The organism is Cyclobacterium sp. SYSU L10401 (assembly GCF_010993705.1).
Taxonomy (GTDB): domain Bacteria; phylum Bacteroidota; class Bacteroidia; order Cytophagales; family Cyclobacteriaceae; genus Cyclobacterium.
In genome coordinates this window covers 121,785-139,860 of record NZ_WOFO01000010.1, presented here as the reverse complement: position 1 = coordinate 139,860, position 18,076 = coordinate 121,785, and the positions used below count along the sequence as shown (strand labels likewise).

Below are 18,076 nucleotides of genomic sequence, written 5' to 3'. Positions count from 1 at the left end.
GCGATATGCTATCTCTACATACTAATTGAGCTATCTTTTTTTCATTGAAATTAATGGGATTTATAGAAAGTTTGCGTTTCTTTAACCATACCAGCATCAAGTATTGTGACCCTAATAACATGAATCCAAAAAGAAAAGTAAAAATAAGCTCTCCGGGCCAAATTGCAGCCGGTCCCAGATCCATCCAATCTGTTGCCCGCAGCATCTGGGAGGAAACGCATGTGGGCAGGGGAGTGAAAACGCTGTTCAAAATCAATCAGCCCCAGGGTTTTGACTGCCCAAGTTGCGCCTGGCCAGACCCTGACCCAAAGGATGTATCTAAAATAGCAGAATATTGTGAAAATGGGGCCAAAGCTGTGGCCTGGGAAAGTGGATACAAAAGAATAGCACCTTCCTTCTTCGAGCAATTCAGCGTCAGGGAGTTGGCAGAAAAATCGGATCATTGGCTGGAAAAACAAGGCCGCCTGACCCAACCCATGCTCCTGGAGGAAAATACCGGCCATTATAGCCCCATTTCTTGGGATGCAGCCTTTTCAATGATAGCGAAAAAACTCCATGAATTGGAAAATCCCGACCAAGCCATTTTCTACACCTCCGGAAGAACGAGCAATGAAGCCGCTTTTCTTTACCAATGCTTTGTCCGGCAGTTTGGGACCAACAACCTGCCCGATTGTTCGAATATGTGTCACGAAGCTTCCGGAAAGGCATTGAATGAAACCCTAGGCATAGGCAAAGCCTCCGTCATACTGGAAGATATCCACCATGCAGACCTGCTGCTGGTATTGGGGCAGAACCCGGGCACCAATGCCCCCAGAATGCTGACCACCATGGAGCAACTCAAGAAAAATGGGGGCAAGATCATTTCGGTCAATCCCCTGCCTGAAACCGGGCTGATACAGTTTAGAAACCCCCAGAAACCCTGGGAATGGCTGGGCAAACCCACCACTTTGCATGACCTGCACCTGCAGGTTAAAGTCAATGGAGACCTTCCGCTGCTAAAAGCCATGCTAAAATTACTTCTGGAGGCAGACAAGAAAAATAAGGGCAAAATACTTGACCATGCTTTTATAGCAGAAAATACAAGTGGCCATGAGGCCCTTTTCGAACACCTGGAAGCCTGCAACGTAGATGAGCTCATCGCCGCAAGTGGTATTGACGAGGCCCTGGTCAGGGAGGCAGTGCAAATGCTAACAGAAAGCAAAAACGTCATCATTGCCTGGGCCATGGGCATTACCCAGCACCGCAATGCAGAAAATACCATACGTGAAATTGTCAACATCCTCCTGGTAAAAGGTTCAATAGGAAAAAAGGGGGCAGGAACCCTGCCGGTAAGAGGACACAGCAATGTGCAGGGCGACCGCACCATGGGCATTTGGGAGAAAATGTCCGATGCCTTTCTGGATAGATTGGGCCGGGCCTTTGCATTTGAGCCACCCAGACATCACGGTGTGCATGCCGTAGGCACCGTGGAGGCCCTGGCTTCCGGAAAGGCTAAGGTATTTATGGGGATGGGTGGCAACTTCGTGCTTGCCGCACCCGATACCCAAAAAGTGTTTGAAGGAATGAGGAAATGCAGCCTTACAGTCCATGTCTCTACCAAACTGAACCGCAGTCACCTGGTACATGGCGAAACTGCGTTGATCCTGCCCTGTTTGGGTAGAACCGAATCAGACATTTCGGCATATGGACCACAGTTTGTCAGCACCGAAGATACAGCCGGCCGCATCCGCATGTCGTCCGGCGACCTTGAGCCTGGATCCGATCTGCTGAGAAGTGAAGTGGGCATCATCTGCGGTTTGGCCAGAAAGGTTCTGGGTGCCGGGAATGCCACCGATTGGGAAGGAATGGCGGAAAATTATGACCTGATACGGGATAAAATTGAGGCGGTAATCCCGGGCTTTGAAGCGTATAACGAAAGGGTGCGCGTGCCCGGTGGATTCTATCTGCCCAATGGTGCCAGAGAGGGCAAGTTTCACACCGATGACCACAAAGCCCACCTGACCGTAAATCCACTTGCAGAAAAACCGGCCTCAAAAATGCCCTTTATTCTGATGACGGTAAGAAGCCATGACCAGTTCAATACCACCGTTTACGGGTACGACGACCGGTACAGGGGTATTCAAAACAGCAGAGAGGTGGTCATGATGCACCGGGAAGACATGAAAAATACGGGATGCCAAACCGGTGATCTGGTGAAAATCACCAGTGTTTTTGAAGGGGAAAAAAGGGTTCTGGAAGGCTTCCAAGTAGTGCCTTATGATATCAGCAGGGGTTGCCTGGCGGTCTATTTTCCTGAAGGCAATGTTTTGGTGGCCCTGAACAATAAATCTGATGAAAGTCACTGTCCGGCCTCCAAATATATAGAAGTGTTTTTGGAAAAGATGAAGGCATGATGGGTAGCAGCAGTTTGGTAGTACATGGTTTGGTCGTTAAGTATGAAAAGGAGAACGCTACATCCTTTCAGGATTTGATGGCCATGGAAGAGCCCCTGCAAATCAGATTGGAGTTTGAAAAAGCGGGAGTCTGGCACAAAAAGGACCTTTTGGTAACCATGCGCAGTCCTGGTGATGATTTTGATTTGGCCACAGGCTTTCTTTATTCCGAAGGGATTATCCATGGGGAAAAGGACATTTTGCTGATGCGCTACTGCCGACAGGTAAAGGAAGAGGAAAAGGGAAATGTTTTGCTGGTCCGGCTGGCACCCAACCCGGAAATGGATTTATTGGGGCTGGATAGAAATTTTTATACCCATTCCAGTTGTGGGGTATGTGGAAAAACAGCCATAGATGCTGTCAGATGTAAGGCTGCCAGCCTGTCAGAGGATCCGGAATGGCAGGTAGATCCGGATACTCTGATGTCCCTGTCAGGTAACCTACAGGAGCACCAAACAGGCTTTAAATACACAGGTGGCTTACATGCTGCGGTATTGTTTGATGCAAACGGAAAAATGGAATTGATCAGAGAAGATGTGGGCAGGCACAATACCCTGGACAAATTAATCGGAGGCGCTTTAAGGCAAAATATCCCCATTGATCAACGAAAGATGGTATTGCTTTCCGGAAGGGTAAGTTTTGAGATGGTTCAGAAATCAGTCACAGCAGGTATTCCTCTTTTGATGGCATTTGGTGCACCAACCAGCCTGGCTGTAGACCTGGCTAAGGAAAAGAATATGACATTAATCGGCTTTTTAAAAAAGGATGGATTTAACGTCTATAGTGGTAAGGAAAGGATAAAACAGTGGGTAAAAAAATCATTGAAATAATACCCACCATTTGCAATGGAAAAATCCATTTTGAAAAGTTTATTTATCACCTGAAACAAAGGTAGGTATAGCCCAGGTCTTAAAAATACCCTGATCAGGGTATTTTTTATGCATTTTCAGACCAGGTAAAGGGAAAAGGGCTTCCCGCTACTATTTAACCCGAAAATGAAATAGGAATTCTATTGCAAACTGAAATTACTTCAAAATCGGTCAATCGTTGCAGTTTTCAACTGCACCATACCGGTGCTAGTTTCCAAACTGCCTGATTTTCTTGTATTTTCAGCCTTCATAACGAAACCTTATACATCATCCGGGTTTAAAAATTCACTCCAATTCCCATCCTATACATGGAAAAAGGCCCAAAAAACGGGCCTTCTATAAAATTAATTTGCATGTCATCTCAGGTGATGGGAATTAGAAACCATCAGGACATATTTAGCCTGTGGTTATCTCCGGACACCTCCGTGAACAATCCATTTTGCAACATCCATTTTCTCAATTTGGATTTCTCTTCTTTCGTCAGTATTTGGTTGGCTTTAGTCAACTCTTTTTTTAATAAACTGTAATCAAAGCTAACTTTTTCCAAAATCATTTTGTAATAATCCAAATAAGATGTTTTCATGTGTATTCATTTTGGTTTTAAAAACTATTTTCCAGAAATACTGATCAGGAAATATCAATGATTTTTATTGGTTTTCTTTTTGCTTCTTCGCGCTTTGGCAAAAACAAGGTGAGCATGCCCTGATTGAAACTGGCATCAATACCTTCCGAATTAACCGTATCGGGTAGTTGAAATGAGCGGCTGAAGGAGTGATAATTGAACTCTTTAAGTACATACTGGTTTCTTTCAGTATCCCGCTGCTGATCCATATTACCGCTTACAGTAATTACCTGGTTGTCCAGCTCCACTTTGATATCTTTCCTTTCCATTCCTGGCAACCCAACCTGAATCCTAAATTCTTCATTGGTCTCTATGATATTGACCATTGGCACATAGGCAGTATTCCAATGCCTGCGGTTTAGGTTAAGTAAATCATTGGACAGCAAGTCCTCAAAGAATTGTGGACTTTGTTTCCTTCCGTTTTTACTGATTACATTTTCCATGGCGTGTAAGTTTTAAGTAAAACATCAAATAACTACATTCAATGGGCTACAAATTGTCGATCAAACAACAACTATTTACCATCAGTTTACAATGTTCAAAGCCCATGCCAACTCTAAATCAATCAAAAGCTTCCTTTGCTGTAAAAGTCAGTTTGACAGCTCCTAAAGGGACTGAAAAATCTGCTGCCAGTGGATGGCTGCCAAATTGTCAAGGCTGTTTGGATTTTGCATTTTGGGCCAGAAACCAAAGGTGCTGCCTAATCAGGAAAACCAGGTTAAACTACTGGTAATTTGGATTTTGGGTGATTAAATCCCTTCCCAGATCAATCTGATTTTGAGGGATAGGGAAATACTCATTTTTTCCTGAAACAAAGTTTGCCCCGGATAAATGTGGCCTCCTTGTCTTTTCAACCTCAAAATATTCGTTAAGCACTTTATCTGCCAAACCCCATCGTACCAGATCAAAAAACCGGTGTCCTTCATGGGCCATCTCCAGCCTTCTTTCTGTCCTTAATGCCTCCAAAGCTTGCTCCTGATTCGCAAATGGCTGGGAATAAAGCTGAATCTGGTAGTTGTCCGCTTCTGAAGTCCCTTCAAGATTCATTACCTTACTCCCCAACTGAGCCCTTTCCCTGACCTTGTTAATATATTCCCTTCCCTCTTCAAATTTTCCATTTTGAATTGCTGCTTCGGCCTTCCAAAGAAGCAGGTCAGCATATCGGATGATGTAATAATTGAGGCTATTGACATAAGGCCAAATCTGTAGATGGTGTGGTGAATTGGCAGAAACCATGCGCTTTTTTGGTCCATAGGGCCCATAAGTAGACAAGTCCCTTGCCCAGGAAGCTTCATAGTTGATCTGCAGGTCAAGGTAGGGAATACCCGGTCTGGCCAATGTGTGATCAATTCGGGGATCAAAGCTTTGATTTTCTTCAGGATCCAGGTTATCAGTAACCGGCATACCTGCTGCATTGGTTTTAAAAGCATTGACCAAATTTTGAGTAGGTCTTAAAAAGCCATATTGCGGATAAAAAGGTCCTCCCGGAGCCATCAGCCTGTCACCAATAGATCCATTGTAATTATTTGGTGACCCATCATTTATAGCGTGTTGAACAGCAAAAATAATTTCAGGTCCGTTATCATTTTCCGGCAAAAAAACATCCCTGAAATTGGGCATTAATTCATATTTACCACTGTTGATAACCTCATCAGCAGCATCCTCTGCCGCAGACCAGTTTTCACGAAAGAGGTAAACTTTAGCCAGGTAAGCCTTGGCAGCCATTTTGGTGGGTCTTCCCGCATCTGTTTGCGTATCTGGCAAAACATCATAAGCCTGATCGAAATCTGCTACAATTTTATCCCAAAGTTCATCGTCGCTCAGGCTGGTATTGGAAACATAATAGTCTGCTGCAGTCGCTGCCGTTTCGTCCACATAAGGAATTCTGTCGTAGATTTTCTTCAGTTCAAAATAAAAATGCCCCCTCAAAAACTGCATTTCTCCCAACCTCATTTTGGCAGTTTCTGCATCCATCTCATCGCCTTCCTGAATCAGTCGTATGGCCAGATTCGCTCTTTTAACTCCTTCATATAATGCCATCCACTTCCTTTCTACATCCCGAATAGTGGGATTGGTCAGAAAAAGCTCCATCTGATGAATTTGATTTTGGTCCCCCGTGCCTCCTCCACCTTTATAGGCATCATCTGAAACCACATCTCCAAAATTCCAGTTGGAGGCCGGAGAATTAAATGCACTTGACGCATCATCCATTTGCCCGTTCAATATACTGTAAGCAGAAAGAATCGCTCCTTCCAGATTTTCAGGCCTGAGGATTTGATCCGGAGAAATTTCACCTACCGGCTCCTCGTCAAGGAAAGCCTCAGAGCAGGAAGCCAACGAAAGGCAGGACAATAATCCAAAGATAAATACGGTATTTTTCATTTGATATTTGCTTTATTTTCAAGTAATAGTAATGTTGTCCAGGATTAGTATTCCGGATAATTCAAATTTTATACAAATACATTACAGGGTTAGATTCACTCCTAATGTAAAATTCCGGTTTGGCGGATAAATTCCTCTATCCACTCCTATATCAAGGTTACGCAATTCCGAATCATAATTTTGCAAACCGATTTCCGGGTCCAAACCCTCATATCCGGTAATGGTGAACAGGTTCTGAGCCTGCAGGTAAATTCTGAATTTACTCAGATTCAATTTTTCCAAAAGAACCTCCGGCAAGGCATAACCAATCTGCATATTACGCAACCTCATGAAAGAACCATCAGAGATAAAATAAGAACTGGGGCGGATATTGTTGTTTCTGTCATTTAGAGATAACCTGGGGATGGAGGAACCTGTATTATCGGGCCGCCAGGAATCCAGTACCCGCTCATGTTTGTTGTAAGCGCTCAGATTGAAAAAATCAAGGTAGTACCTCGTCAGGTCGTAGGTTTCGTTACCAAAACTTCCATAAAAAAAGAAGGAAGCATCAAACCGTTTGTAATTGCCGGAAAAATTCAGCCCCAGTGTTAAATCAGGATGCGGGCTCCCTATGAAAGTCCTGTCCTGGTTGTCTATGATCCCATCATTGTTGATGTCCTTGAACTTCAAATCCCCAGGCTGGGCTTCTGACTGAGTAGCATGAGAAGCAATCTCTTCCTGACTTGAAAAAATCCCCAAGGATTCAAACCCATAAAAAGAGGCAATGGGCTGACCTACTGCAGACCTGGTCACTTCCTGGCCAAAGTTGACCGTATGTAACAAGGAACTGGGAAGTGCAATATAATCCACCTCATCTGGCAGGGCAGTCAACTCATTTTTAAGTGCTGTAAGGTTCAGGCCAACGGAATAATTGAAATCTCCTTCTGGCTTACCAAAAAATTGAAGGTTTAATTCTATCCCTTGATTTTTCATTTCTCCAGCATTATCCCAGCTGGAAATATTGGATCCTCCCAGCATGGGGGTAAGCGGCCTCTCGATGAGCATATCACTGGTCCTTTTGACAAAATAATCCAGGTTCAGACCCAGGCGGTGGTTGAATAGGGTGGCATCTACTCCCAAATTCGTTTGGGTAGTGGTTTCCCATTTCAGGTTTGGGTTTCCGTTTCTGGTTTCTGTCAAGCCCAAAGCAACACTGTTTTGAGAACCAGAAATGGGATAGTTGGAGTAGTTGGGATAACTCCTGTAACTGGAAAAAGTAGAGTAAGGTGGTATATCCTGGTTTCCGGTTTCACCCCAGCCCAACCTTATTTTCAGATCGTCAACCATTGGGAAATCAAAAAATTCCTCCCCCGATATCCTCCATCCCGCAGAAAAAGCCGGGAAATTTCCCCATCGATTATTGGCCAGCTTGGAACTGCCATCCCTTCGCATTGTCAGGGAAGCCAGGTACTTGTCATCATAAGCATAATCTACCTTTGCCAAATAGGAAAATAAAGACCAGTCTGAAGCAGAGCCGGAGTTTCGCTGATCGGCACCATCACCGGCATCAAGATACCTGAAATTAGGATCGTCATAGGGAAAACCAAAGCGGCTGGCCGAAAAGCCCTCCCGGTAAAAAGAAATGGCTTCTATGCCTGCCAATAAGCCCACCTGATGCTGACCAAAGTTTCGGTTATAGTTCAGGGTATTGGACCAGACCCACTCGTATTGATACTGATTAGTGGTATTGAGATCACTCAACACGCGCTGGGTATAAATTTCTTCGAAACTGGGATTAAACCTCCTGTAATTATAATTTTCAAAATTAATACCCAAATTGGTTTTCAGATCCATACCCTCCACCAAATCCAGGTTAGCATACACATTTCCAAAGATTTTCAGGTTTTTACGGACATTGTCTTTGTTTCTATACAACCTTCCGATTGGATTTTGATTATCACTGGTAGCAGATCCTGCAAAATCACCATTGATGTCATAAACAGGAGAAATGGAAGGGAAACGATAGGCATCGTACACCACACTTCCCAAAGCCGCATTGGTGGTCACATCCGTGTTCCAGGTATAGGCAGCCGTGACATTCTCACCAATGGTCAGTCGGTCAAAAACTTTGAATTCGGAATTAAACCTTGCTGCAAAACGCTTGAAGCCAGTATACTTGATCAAACCTTCCTGATCAAAATAATTGAAAGAAAGAAAATGATTGGCATCCCTGGTATTTTTAGAAAAATCAAGGTTGTAGGATTGTATCAAAGCCGGCCTGAATATCTCATTCACCCAATCAACATCCGCTGAAGGTACAGTCTCTTCCTGGTCAATCCAGGCAGGTATTACCGGTTCGGGTCCGGAACCATATACATCACTGGTAGGCTGTCCCCCATCATTGCTTGTAGCCTCCCACAGCAGCTTGCCATAATCCGCTGCATTAAGCATCCGGGGAAGATTAAACGCAGTTTGTATTCCTGCATAGCTGTTGAAATTCATTTTGGTTTCTTCGGTACTGCCTCTTTTGGTAGTGATGATAACGACACCGTTAGCGGCTCTGGAGCCATAGATGGATGCAGCTGCGGCATCTTTTAACACCTGAAAAGTAGCGATATCATTGGGATTGATCATATTGATTCCCGAAGTGGTAGGCACCCCGTCTATAACATACAGGGGGTCATTGTTTCTGATTGTGCTAAAACCCCGTACCCTAATGGCCACTCCGCCCCCAGGAGCATTGTCGGAAACCACATTTACTCCAGGGGCCCTGCCCTGGATCATCCCATCTATACCAGCAGCCGGGATATTGGCTATTTCTTCCATATCAATGGTAGATACCGCTCCTGTAACATCCTTCTTTTTTTGAGATGTATAACCAGTAACAATAAATTCCTCCAGAAAAAGATCGTCTGCTGCCAAACGGATTTCCAGATAACTTTGATTTTCCACAGCAATTTCCTGAGGTATAAAACCAACGTAGGAAACCAAAATACGGTTATTCCCAACTGGTAGTTCCAGCCTGAATTTACCATCAATATCTGTAATCGTGCCAGAGGAAGAACCTTTAACGGTAATCGCTGCGCCGATCAAAGGTTGCGCTCCATCATCGTAAACAATTCCTTCAATTGTTTGCTGTGCATTGGCCATTCCACTCCAAAGCAGGAATAAAATACCAAGAAAGTGTAATCTTTTTTGCATGTTTGATTCAGTTGATTTTAACTGCAAAAATCAAAAATGAATCATCAACAATGGTATAAACCTGATTATGGATTTGTCAACGTTTGGGCAGAATAACAACGAGTGATTAATAAAAAAATAACCGAATCTTAAGACCACCCTGTCAGATGGGGATTTTGTGGATTTTTAATGCCTGTAATACAGTTGACTTATTCTGTTGCCTTTTCTGCTGCAAATTGGAATGGCGGCTTTTCCGTAAAATCCGTACTGAGCAGGGTGGGTGCCCAATACTTTTCCACATGCTCCACCACCAAATTGGTCCCTTTAAAATGGTCTACATAGGGAGGCATTTCCGGATTGTACATGGTATCGGTCATATCCCTCATCAAAACGACATTCTTGTTCAGGTTGGCCATTTGACGGATAGCGAAAGGTCTGCCCAACACGCACATGTTTAAATGAACGCCCATGACGACGATATTGTCTATGCCCCTGGATTGGATGATATTGAAGATTTCCTGTCCCTGGTCGGAAATAAAATCCATTGCTGCAATTTCAATCTCAGGCGTTTGCCGGGACCAGGCCTCACTTTCAATACAAGGTTCACCATTGGAACAGGGCTGATCACAACCCCCATCACTGTCATCTATGGGTAAGGCTGCCTCCTGATCAGGATCCAAATAGCACCAATCGTTTATAGGAAAAGCCTCTGGAGCCGCATGGTAGGCAACTGCCCTGGCCGCCTTCCGCTGAGGCGAATCAGTGTAAAAATCCATGGTTCCGCTGGGGGCATGAATAATGGTTACCCCCTTTTCCCTGGCTGCTTTGATGGTTTCATTCATTTTAGGGGCCAGCTCAGCCACCCTTCGGGTCGCACTTTCACACCAGTGCTCATCCCACATGTCTGTGATAATAAAAGCTGTTTTTGAAGGATCCCAGGATTCCCGAAATTCCCTGGATTCCCAGGCCATATTCTCGTTGTTGATTCGCACCTGTTTTCTCAGGTTAACCTGAATCAGCTCGGACTTTTGTGAAGTTTCTTCAGTAGCTGTACTTCCTTCCCGCTGCTGGCAGGCGGGAAACAAAACCAGCACAAATAGTGTACATGTGATATAGTTCATCTTACCGGATTTTTCGGTAAGATACTTTAATTTTCTAATGTTTTAAAATACAATATAATAGAATCGATGTCATTTTCAGATAATACACCCAAAAAAGAAGGCATCTCCCCTTCCCTGCCCTTGACCACTTTGGCACCCGGGTCGATGATAGATTCTTTCAGGTAGGCCTCATCGGCTATGGCCGAACTACCATCTTTAAACTCGCGCTCTGACCCATAAAGACCTTTTACCCCCGGGCCTATTTTTCCTTCATTATTATCATCTATGGCATGACAGGCGATGCAGCCATAGTTCATAAAAAGCTCCTTGCCCTTGACCGCATCCGGAGCGGCTTCATCATTGCTCGCTACTGACGAGGGATCGAATTCCTTATTCAGATCATCCTGATGGATACTACTGAATCCTTCTGCTATCAAGTTGGGCAGCTGTACTTCATTGACCGTCATCCAAACCTTATCCGACCAGGTACTGCCTTTTGCAGTAGCCAAATCATAGGCCACTTCCATTTGCATCACTTCAGTTATTTGAGGAACAGAAAGGAAAACAGCCTTTCTATCATCCGATAAAAAAACATCCAGAACCGGAAGGTTTTCCTCTCCCACAGAACCATCCAACTTATAATGCCCTGAACCGTATTTTTCGGTACGCAGGTAATTCCATCTTTTTACCTGATAGTTGGCAAGATCAGTTGCCTTTTCTTCATCCAGTTCCTGCTCAAATCTCAGGATTACTCCCCCATCCCTTACCTTATAATCCAAGGGTAAAAGACTTTCCTTACCGGTATACCGGAGCCGTAACAAAGCACTAAGGGTTTCTGAATTGTGACCCCATAAGGAAAAACCTGTGATGTATACCAGGCCATCACCTGGATTGACTGCTGCTTTCATGGTAGGGGCTGGAAAGGTACCGGGGATAACAGATGCCCCTCCCTGAACCAACTCGCTGGCACTGTCTACTTTTATCAGGAATAAACCTGGCCTTCCATAGGACAGGTGGATCATTTGATCATTGAGCGGCCCCATCTGCTCGCTTGTTACCCAGACCTGACCTACGCCGGACCGGTCCTGATTATGGGGTATCCAGGTAATGGGTGGGGTAACTTCCGGAACAGGGTCCCGGTGGGCAGTGGCTGGCACTCCAAAATAATCATCCTTCCTAATCAACATTACCGGAGTGGAGGGCATGTAATGACCTTGTTGATCGGAGCCGGTAAGCCAGCCTTTCTCCGGATGAATCCCCAGGTAGGGGCCCCTGAAACCACTGGCAAAGGTACTGATGCTGCGGCCGTCAGCCGAAACCTTAAGGATTGACCCATCGTGGTGCGAAGCCGATCTGAAGCCCATCAGGGACTTGGGAGAGGAAGTTTCCGGGCCCATGTCCAGCGCTCCAAATTTAGCCACATAAAACCCACCCTCAGGAGCTGCCACCATGTCACTCGCCCATTCCCTTGTCTCTATGGATTGCGCCATCAAATTGGAAAAATTTTCATAATAGTCCGCCACGCCATCTTCATTGAGGTCGTGCAGACGGGTAATGCCGTCTTTTCCATAAACATAGATTTCACCATCAACCACCTCAATGCTCTGCGGCTCATATAATCCCGACGCAAAGCGTGTCCAGGAAAGCCTGTTCAGGCTTTCATCTATGCCATCCAATAGCCACACATCTCCTTCAAAAGTTACCATAGCCGCTTTTTCTTCTCCGATAAAACTCATGTCTACCAACCTGACGTTTCTCTTCCAGGGGTTGGGCACAGGTAGGGTAAGCCGATCAGTAACAAAGGCCGCGGTATCCGGAGAAACCTTACCTTTTGTGAGTATTTCTTCCGTCCAATAAGGCTTGCCTCCCTGACTTACATCGGGTATATCTACCTCAAAATCCTGCACAGCACTTTCAAAAGCAGGGATTTCAGCAGCCTCACCCTTCCAGATCAGTAACCCAAATTCCAGGTCTTGCTGCCGGGGTTCCACTTCTACCAATAAATACCTGTTTTCTTCCACAAGTAGCTTTACGCCACTTGTGCCCGGAGCCAGGGCTAGTGCAGTGACAAGCTCTTCCGATTGCCCCTGATAAACCAATACCTGGTCATCCTTTACTTCTGTCCGGAACCCATCGCTGACCTCTGCTGCTGCCAAATACAGGTGCTCTTCTGAAGGCTCCACAGCAAAAGATCTTGAAAAAACAGCTTGGCCATCCAGGGATAGGCTACCTGGGAGTTCCCTGATTTCAGTAGCACCTACCTGATAGGACAATACCACCTTGTCTCCAAATGTATACATGCCATTCCACCGAGCCATTTCAGGAGAAACCGGTCCCCAGGGAGGGCTTTGGGGATGGGGGGAAGGTTTTCTGGGATCGGTAAGCAGGGGATTACCGGCTGACCAACCCGGATAGGTCCCAGTAGCAATTTTTGGTTCGCCTCCAATGGTAGGGAGTTGATTGCCCTTATTATAAAAATCATCATAGGATACCTGAGCCATGGTCACCATGGGCATAAAATCCCCCGTCCAGGCCACAGTCCAACGCAACATATCGGTGTCAAAGCAGGCATAAGCCTCATTCCCCAATTGCAAAGCAAGGACCCTGGCAGAAATATTATTCTCCGGAAACCCTTCCCCCAGCTCTCTGGCATCTACTGAGGTAGTAATAAAAGGAAAGCCAGCCTCAACAAATCCGGCAAATTCCTCCTTTTCAAAGTCCACTTCAGTAATCTTGATTTCCTCTTTTCCACAGGATGAAAGAAAAGCAATTAAAATAAGGATTGAAAGGGTGGCTTTTATTCTATTATCCAATAAGATACTTCGTAGTACTTCGTTCAATCGGAAGGAATTTGTCATTTGGTTGTCATTGAATTTATTGAAGGCACAAAATACGGTCAAAAGATGTAAGTACAAAACTAAACCGGATCAAATCAAAAGGGCAATGGTTGAAAGCGATCATGCTGGTTGATGCCATTATTGATTTTGCCAAAAACCCGAATGAGAATTATTAATTTCAGCCGAACAATAACCAATATTTATTTATAGATTGATGCTAACAAAAACCGAAAAATTAGGCAAAAACAGGCCATAGCCAGGATAGCTCCCTGTCTACAAACTTACCCACGCCATGCTAATACATACGGACATGATTAAACCCTACCTGATTTGCCTGGCTTCTATGATGGTTTTTTCCCTTCAGGCCCAGGAAAATATCTCCCAAACCATTCGTGGCCAGGTCATCGATACCGATGGCAAATACCCACTTACAGGAGTCACCGTACTATTGGCTGACGAAGGCCTGGAGGAATTGGTGGGCACTACCACAGGTCAAAATGGGGAATTCAGACTGGAAAATGTACCTTTGGGAAGGCATCATTTGAAATTCAGCTTTATGGGATACAAGGAGGTGCTGCTTAGTAACCTGATACTTACCTCCTCAAAAGAATTGATCCTTGAGATAGCCATGGAAGAACTGGCCATTTCCCTTGCAGATGTAGAAGTTCGTGCTACCCGTTCTGGCGAAGCTCAAAATGAAATGGCCATTGTTAGTGGCAGCGCTTTTACGGTGGAAGAAACAGACCGATATGCAGGAAGTCGGGGCGACCCGGCCCGAATGGCTTCCAATTTTGCCGGGGTGCAGGGAGCGGACGATTCCAGAAATGATATTGTAATAAGGGGAAATGCTCCAGGTTCGGTATTGTGGCAACTGGAAGGTATCAATATTCCCAATCCCAATCACGTCGGTGCCTCTGGTACCTCCGGTGGACCGGTGAATATCATCAACAACAAGATTTTGGCCAATTCAGATTTTTACACCGGGGCATTTCCTGCAGAGTTTGGCAATACCGTTTCCGGCGTTTTTGACCTGAAATTTAGAAAAGGCAATAATGAAAAGCATGAAAAAAGCTTTCAACTGGGATTTATGGGCGCTGAACTTTTCCTTGAAGGTCCCATCAATAAATCCTCCCGCTCCTCGTACCTGGTAGGATACCGCTATTCCAGCTTGCAGCTTTTTTCAGCATTGGGTATTGATGTAGGCACTTCTGCCGTTCCCAGGTACCAGGATTTTGCCTTCAAATTCAATTTTCCCCTAAAAAATAATGGCAACCTTTCTGTTTTTGCCGTGGGAGGTAAAAGCAACATCGATATCAAGGTTTCAGAGGAAAGTATCGAAGACAGGAACCTCTACGGTGAAAAGGACAGGGACCAGTATTTTGGATCCAGAATGGCTGTACTGGGCCTTTCCTATGAAAAAGTACTTCAAAACCAAACCTATATGAAAGCCACCCTGGCCGCTTCTCAGGAGCGGCTCGAAGCAGACCACTACTATATCGTGGGCAGGGTACAGCCCAATGGCTTCATCAATGTCCAGGATTTGCCTGCCATCCTTGGCTATAACTTTACCACCAACAAGTATTCCCAGGTTTTGAGCTTTTTTAAAAAAATCGATAATAAAAACACCCTCAATTATGGGTTTCAAAACGATATTTTCGGGTTCAACCTGACGGACTCCGCCCGGCAGGTGAGTATTTTACCCCAAAACGATCCCAGCGCTCCCTTACCGTACCAAAGTACACCCTGGGTAAACCGATGGAATGTGGATGGTACAATGGCTGTGTTGGCCCAACCTTACCTGCAATGGAAGCATAAGCCCACCGAAACCCTCTCTTTGGTAGTGGGATTGCACCAGCAGTATTTTTCACTAACAGATAGCTGGTCTCCCCTTGAACCTCGCCTGGGAATGAACTGGAAACTGGATGAAACACAAAAAATATCCTGAATCTGGCCTGGGCACCGGATGAATTGGAAAACCCTGATCCGGAAAAATCGATTATCCCAAATTATCAATTGGGTTTTTTACCGATATTCTATTACAAGCTTGAATTCTAACAGCATCAATTCGTATAGCGCTGTTTGAGCAGGTTCAGCATATACACATTGATATCCCATTGGCTGGCAACAGGCATTTGGGTGTAGGCAAGGCTGGGCATGTAAGGAAAGGGGCCGAATTCCGTAGTAACCCTCAGGATGCTTTCCTCCTTTAAGTGCCGGTGTACTACCCGATCCCACCATTCCAGGTGTGTCTGCAAGGCCTCAGACCACTCCGGGGCTCGTGGATCACTAACCTGAGGGCCTTCAGGATGCCCTACCCTGCTGTGAATATGGTCTGTGCGGGAAATGGCCAGCTCAACTGCCTCCCTTTGGTCCTCCAGGAATGATTCGTGCACATTGCACCAATGGGAAATGTCCAGGCATATCCGAAGGTCTGGCAGCCTTTGGAAATACATTTTTGCAACAGGGGCAGCATACAGACATTTGCCCCGATGTGTTTCATGGGTGATGGGAATGCCGGAATGGGCTGACAATTCTGCGGCAAGCTCAAAATGACGTGCATTGGCTTCAAAATCAAAAAAATCCTTTCCCGTCTGGCAATTGATCAGCACAGGCTCAGCAGCCATCAAATGCCTGAGGTAATGCTCATAGTTTTGGAGATTTTCCTTCGGGTCAGCTTCAAAAGACTGATAATATTGACCTATCAGTTCCAGTTGGTGATCTTTCAACACATCGAGCACCTTGTCTTTTTCAGCCTTTTCCAGGGGCAGTTCCATTTCTACCCCATCATACCCCGCCTCTTTGACATTTTCACAAAAAGTGGCAAAGGGAAGGGTATTGCCCCATAGGGGTGCATAAAATTTGATTGGCATTTCAGGTCCGTTTAATTAAGCATTATTGTATCAGCATTTAATCTCTTAAATTGCTGCGTAAAAACAAACTTTGACCTGGTTTATTTGAAGGGTATGGGTTTCATGCGGCAAATTAAAAGATAAGGATAATTATCTGATCTCGCATCCTATGTTGGATGTAGCCAAAACAAAGCCTTACATTTTGCTATTTTTGGCTAAAGCCCGGGTTTTGGAATCCTATTTATCGGAATGGGCCAAAGCCGCATTCCTATTGAGGCAGGCATGAAATTTAAATCAAATGCCTAACACTTGAAGTCGGCAATAAGGAATTGTCTGGACCATTGCCCTTTTATTTCAATAATTTTGGCTAAAGCCACGGTATATTTTATTCCTATTTTTTTAATGGGCTATCTCTTTTTGAGGAAGTGTTGGCATGAATTTATGGAATATCATAGGATTACAATTTTAGGATCAGCTTTCTTATATCAATGCCATTATCCAGACCCTATTTCACTAAAATTTGGGAAATTCCCCAAAATTCAATATTTACAAGATTCTCCAAAGTTACCATGGTACTAAGTAAGCGTTATTGGTAAACAGCCAAATTCAAAAAATTGGATTATGCTCGCTAGTCCATTCGCTTTTTTAAATGGTTTTAATAACCCTGACCCCGAAAAAATCCAGGGCCAGGCTTACCTGAAATTATTGATTTTGTGGCATACGGTAACCCATAAAATACTTATTACCGCTTTCTTTCATTTTTTTGTTATAGTTTTCATAATATTCTTTTGTCATTAGGTTCACCTGATAATAATGTTTTCCATAATTAACCGCATTCTTTTCTAGCTTACTTACAAACACTTGATCAAAATCGGCCGGAGAATATTCATTCAATTCGGTATTGTTTATCCTTTTCCCATCTATCCATACACCATACATGTCAGAATCTTTCCAGGATTCAATCTGGTCCTGGCTAGGAGTGGATTTTGGTAATGGTTCAGGCGCTAGCCTAAATACTACCAATTGCTTTTCTTGCTGCTCTTTACTCATTAACAGGTATAAGCGCTCCAATTTATTTCTTTTCTCCTCTGTCAATTTGTAGAAAGCCGGCCTGCCTTTATCATTCATGATGCTGCTAACTATGTCACCAAACTCGGAGAGCTGCTCCTCGGTTATGCCCTCCTTGGTGGATTGAACCTCCATTTGATTTGATTCTTCAACCTTTTTTGTTTCTTGAGCATTGATTTTTGTGCTAAATAAAAGCAATGAAATTCCCAAAATTGGAACAACCGCTATTTGCCTGCACAGGGCATTTCTGAAAGATTTTGTCTTCGTCATCATGAGTATTCTTTGTTTAGTGATGGAATATTTGAACTGACTGGTGATAAATGAACTGCTTTGCTGACCTATTTTTTCAAGCAGTAGCCTTTGGTATGAGCCGACATCATTATTTGTACCGACTACGGCATCATCGGCCAAAAATTCGTGGTTTAGCAATAAAGCTTTCCTGTAAATAAAAAGGAATGGATTGAACCAGAATAAAACCTGAATGATTTCAAAAAATATAATGTCCCAGGAATGCTTTTGTCTGACATGTGCTAATTCATGGATCAATATTTCCCTTTGGATATTTCCATTAATATATTCTTCAGCGTTAAGAAAAATATAATTCAGGAAACTATGTGGCATTACATTTTGAGGCATGAGAACAATTTTGGAATTTTTATATTTAATTATGGGATTTGTCCATGCCCTTTGCAAAATCATTTTCAGATTTACAGTAAATCGGTAAAATAACAGCACCGCAACGGATATATAAATTGTCA

The 18,076-nt window shown here is 44.2% G+C and carries 11 protein-coding genes; 3 read left to right on the top strand and 8 right to left on the bottom strand.

All coding sequences use genetic code 11. The features are described 5' to 3' along the window. The first annotated feature begins 119 nt into the window (after nucleotides 1–119). The gene (locus tag GL182_RS19960) at nucleotides 120–2,393 is read left to right on the top strand and encodes an FdhF/YdeP family oxidoreductase (RefSeq protein WP_163381554.1); all 2,274 of its coding nucleotides are present in this window, start codon (nucleotides 120–122) and stop codon (nucleotides 2,391–2,393) included. Further along, complete coding sequence (fdhD, locus tag GL182_RS19955; protein WP_163381553.1) at nucleotides 2,390–3,262, top strand: formate dehydrogenase accessory sulfurtransferase FdhD; 873 nt, start codon at nucleotides 2,390–2,392, stop codon at nucleotides 3,260–3,262. The genes GL182_RS19960 and fdhD overlap by 4 nt, the downstream gene beginning before the upstream one ends. Before the next feature lie 424 nt (nucleotides 3,263–3,686). Here fdhD and GL182_RS19950 read toward each other — a convergent pair whose 3' ends face one another. The 6 genes from GL182_RS19950 to GL182_RS19925 form a co-directional block, all read right to left on the bottom strand. Continuing rightward, a complete protein-coding gene (locus tag GL182_RS19950; RefSeq protein ID WP_163381552.1) occupies nucleotides 3,687–3,884 on the bottom strand; it encodes a hypothetical protein in 198 nt (65 codons plus the stop codon). Nucleotides 3,885–3,928: 44 nt separating this feature from the next. Further along, the gene (locus tag GL182_RS19945) at nucleotides 3,929–4,366 is read right to left on the bottom strand and encodes an Hsp20/alpha crystallin family protein (RefSeq protein ID WP_163381551.1); all 438 of its coding nucleotides are present in this window, start codon (nucleotides 4,364–4,366) and stop codon (nucleotides 3,929–3,931) included. A 280-nt stretch (nucleotides 4,367–4,646) separates the two neighbouring features. Further along, complete coding sequence (locus tag GL182_RS19940; RefSeq protein WP_163381550.1) at nucleotides 4,647–6,305, bottom strand: RagB/SusD family nutrient uptake outer membrane protein; 1,659 nt, start codon at nucleotides 6,303–6,305, stop codon at nucleotides 4,647–4,649. A gap of 81 nt (nucleotides 6,306–6,386) precedes the next feature. After that, nucleotides 6,387–9,485, bottom strand: coding sequence for a SusC/RagA family TonB-linked outer membrane protein (locus tag GL182_RS19935; RefSeq protein ID WP_205603695.1), 3,099 nt, complete (start codon nucleotides 9,483–9,485; stop codon nucleotides 6,387–6,389). Nucleotides 9,486–9,673: 188 nt separating this feature from the next. Beyond that, entirely contained in the window at nucleotides 9,674–10,585 is a 912-nt protein-coding gene (locus GL182_RS19930) for an isochorismatase family protein (RefSeq protein WP_163381549.1), read from the bottom strand. Between the two features lie 26 nt (nucleotides 10,586–10,611). Further along, the gene (locus GL182_RS19925; RefSeq protein WP_163381548.1) at nucleotides 10,612–13,422 is read right to left on the bottom strand and encodes a DUF6797 domain-containing protein; all 2,811 of its coding nucleotides are present in this window, start codon (nucleotides 13,420–13,422) and stop codon (nucleotides 10,612–10,614) included. A 271-nt stretch (nucleotides 13,423–13,693) separates the two neighbouring features. On the opposite strand from GL182_RS19925, the gene GL182_RS19920 reads away from it, so the two are divergent. Next, entirely contained in the window at nucleotides 13,694–15,346 is a 1,653-nt protein-coding gene (locus tag GL182_RS19920) for a TonB-dependent receptor (protein WP_163381547.1), read from the top strand. Nucleotides 15,347–15,461: 115 nt separating this feature from the next. Here the strand turns inward: GL182_RS19920 and GL182_RS19915 are convergent, their stop codons facing one another. Then, nucleotides 15,462–16,271, bottom strand: a complete 810-nt coding sequence (locus GL182_RS19915) for a sugar phosphate isomerase/epimerase family protein (protein ID WP_163381546.1) — start codon at nucleotides 16,269–16,271, stop codon at nucleotides 15,462–15,464. A gap of 681 nt (nucleotides 16,272–16,952) precedes the next feature. After that, nucleotides 16,953–17,939, bottom strand: coding sequence for a M56 family metallopeptidase (locus tag GL182_RS19910; RefSeq protein ID WP_240469908.1), 987 nt, complete (start codon nucleotides 17,937–17,939; stop codon nucleotides 16,953–16,955). Between the last annotated feature and the right edge of the window lie 137 nt (nucleotides 17,940–18,076).

Excerpts from the sequence above, each read along its gene's own strand:
- GL182_RS19960 (WP_163381554.1), top strand. The coding sequence starts at position 120 with ATGAATCCAAAAAGAAAAGTAAAAATAAGCTCTCCGGGCCAAATTGCA.
- fdhD (WP_163381553.1), top strand. The coding sequence starts at position 2,390 with ATGATGGGTAGCAGCAGTTTGGTAGTACATGGTTTGGTCGTTAAGTAT.
- GL182_RS19950 (WP_163381552.1), bottom strand. The coding sequence starts at position 3,884 with ATGAAAACATCTTATTTGGATTATTACAAAATGATTTTGGAAAAAGTT.
- GL182_RS19945 (WP_163381551.1), bottom strand. The coding sequence starts at position 4,366 with ATGGAAAATGTAATCAGTAAAAACGGAAGGAAACAAAGTCCACAATTC.
- GL182_RS19940 (WP_163381550.1), bottom strand. The coding sequence starts at position 6,305 with ATGAAAAATACCGTATTTATCTTTGGATTATTGTCCTGCCTTTCGTTG.
- GL182_RS19935 (WP_205603695.1), bottom strand. The coding sequence starts at position 9,485 with ATGCAAAAAAGATTACACTTTCTTGGTATTTTATTCCTGCTTTGGAGT.
- GL182_RS19930 (WP_163381549.1), bottom strand. The coding sequence starts at position 10,585 with ATGAACTATATCACATGTACACTATTTGTGCTGGTTTTGTTTCCCGCC.
- GL182_RS19925 (WP_163381548.1), bottom strand. The coding sequence starts at position 13,422 with ATGACAAATTCCTTCCGATTGAACGAAGTACTACGAAGTATCTTATTG.
- GL182_RS19920 (WP_163381547.1), top strand. The coding sequence starts at position 13,694 with ATGCTAATACATACGGACATGATTAAACCCTACCTGATTTGCCTGGCT.
- GL182_RS19915 (WP_163381546.1), bottom strand. The coding sequence starts at position 16,271 with ATGCCAATCAAATTTTATGCACCCCTATGGGGCAATACCCTTCCCTTT.
- GL182_RS19910 (WP_240469908.1), bottom strand. The coding sequence starts at position 17,939 with ATGCCACATAGTTTCCTGAATTATATTTTTCTTAACGCTGAAGAATAT.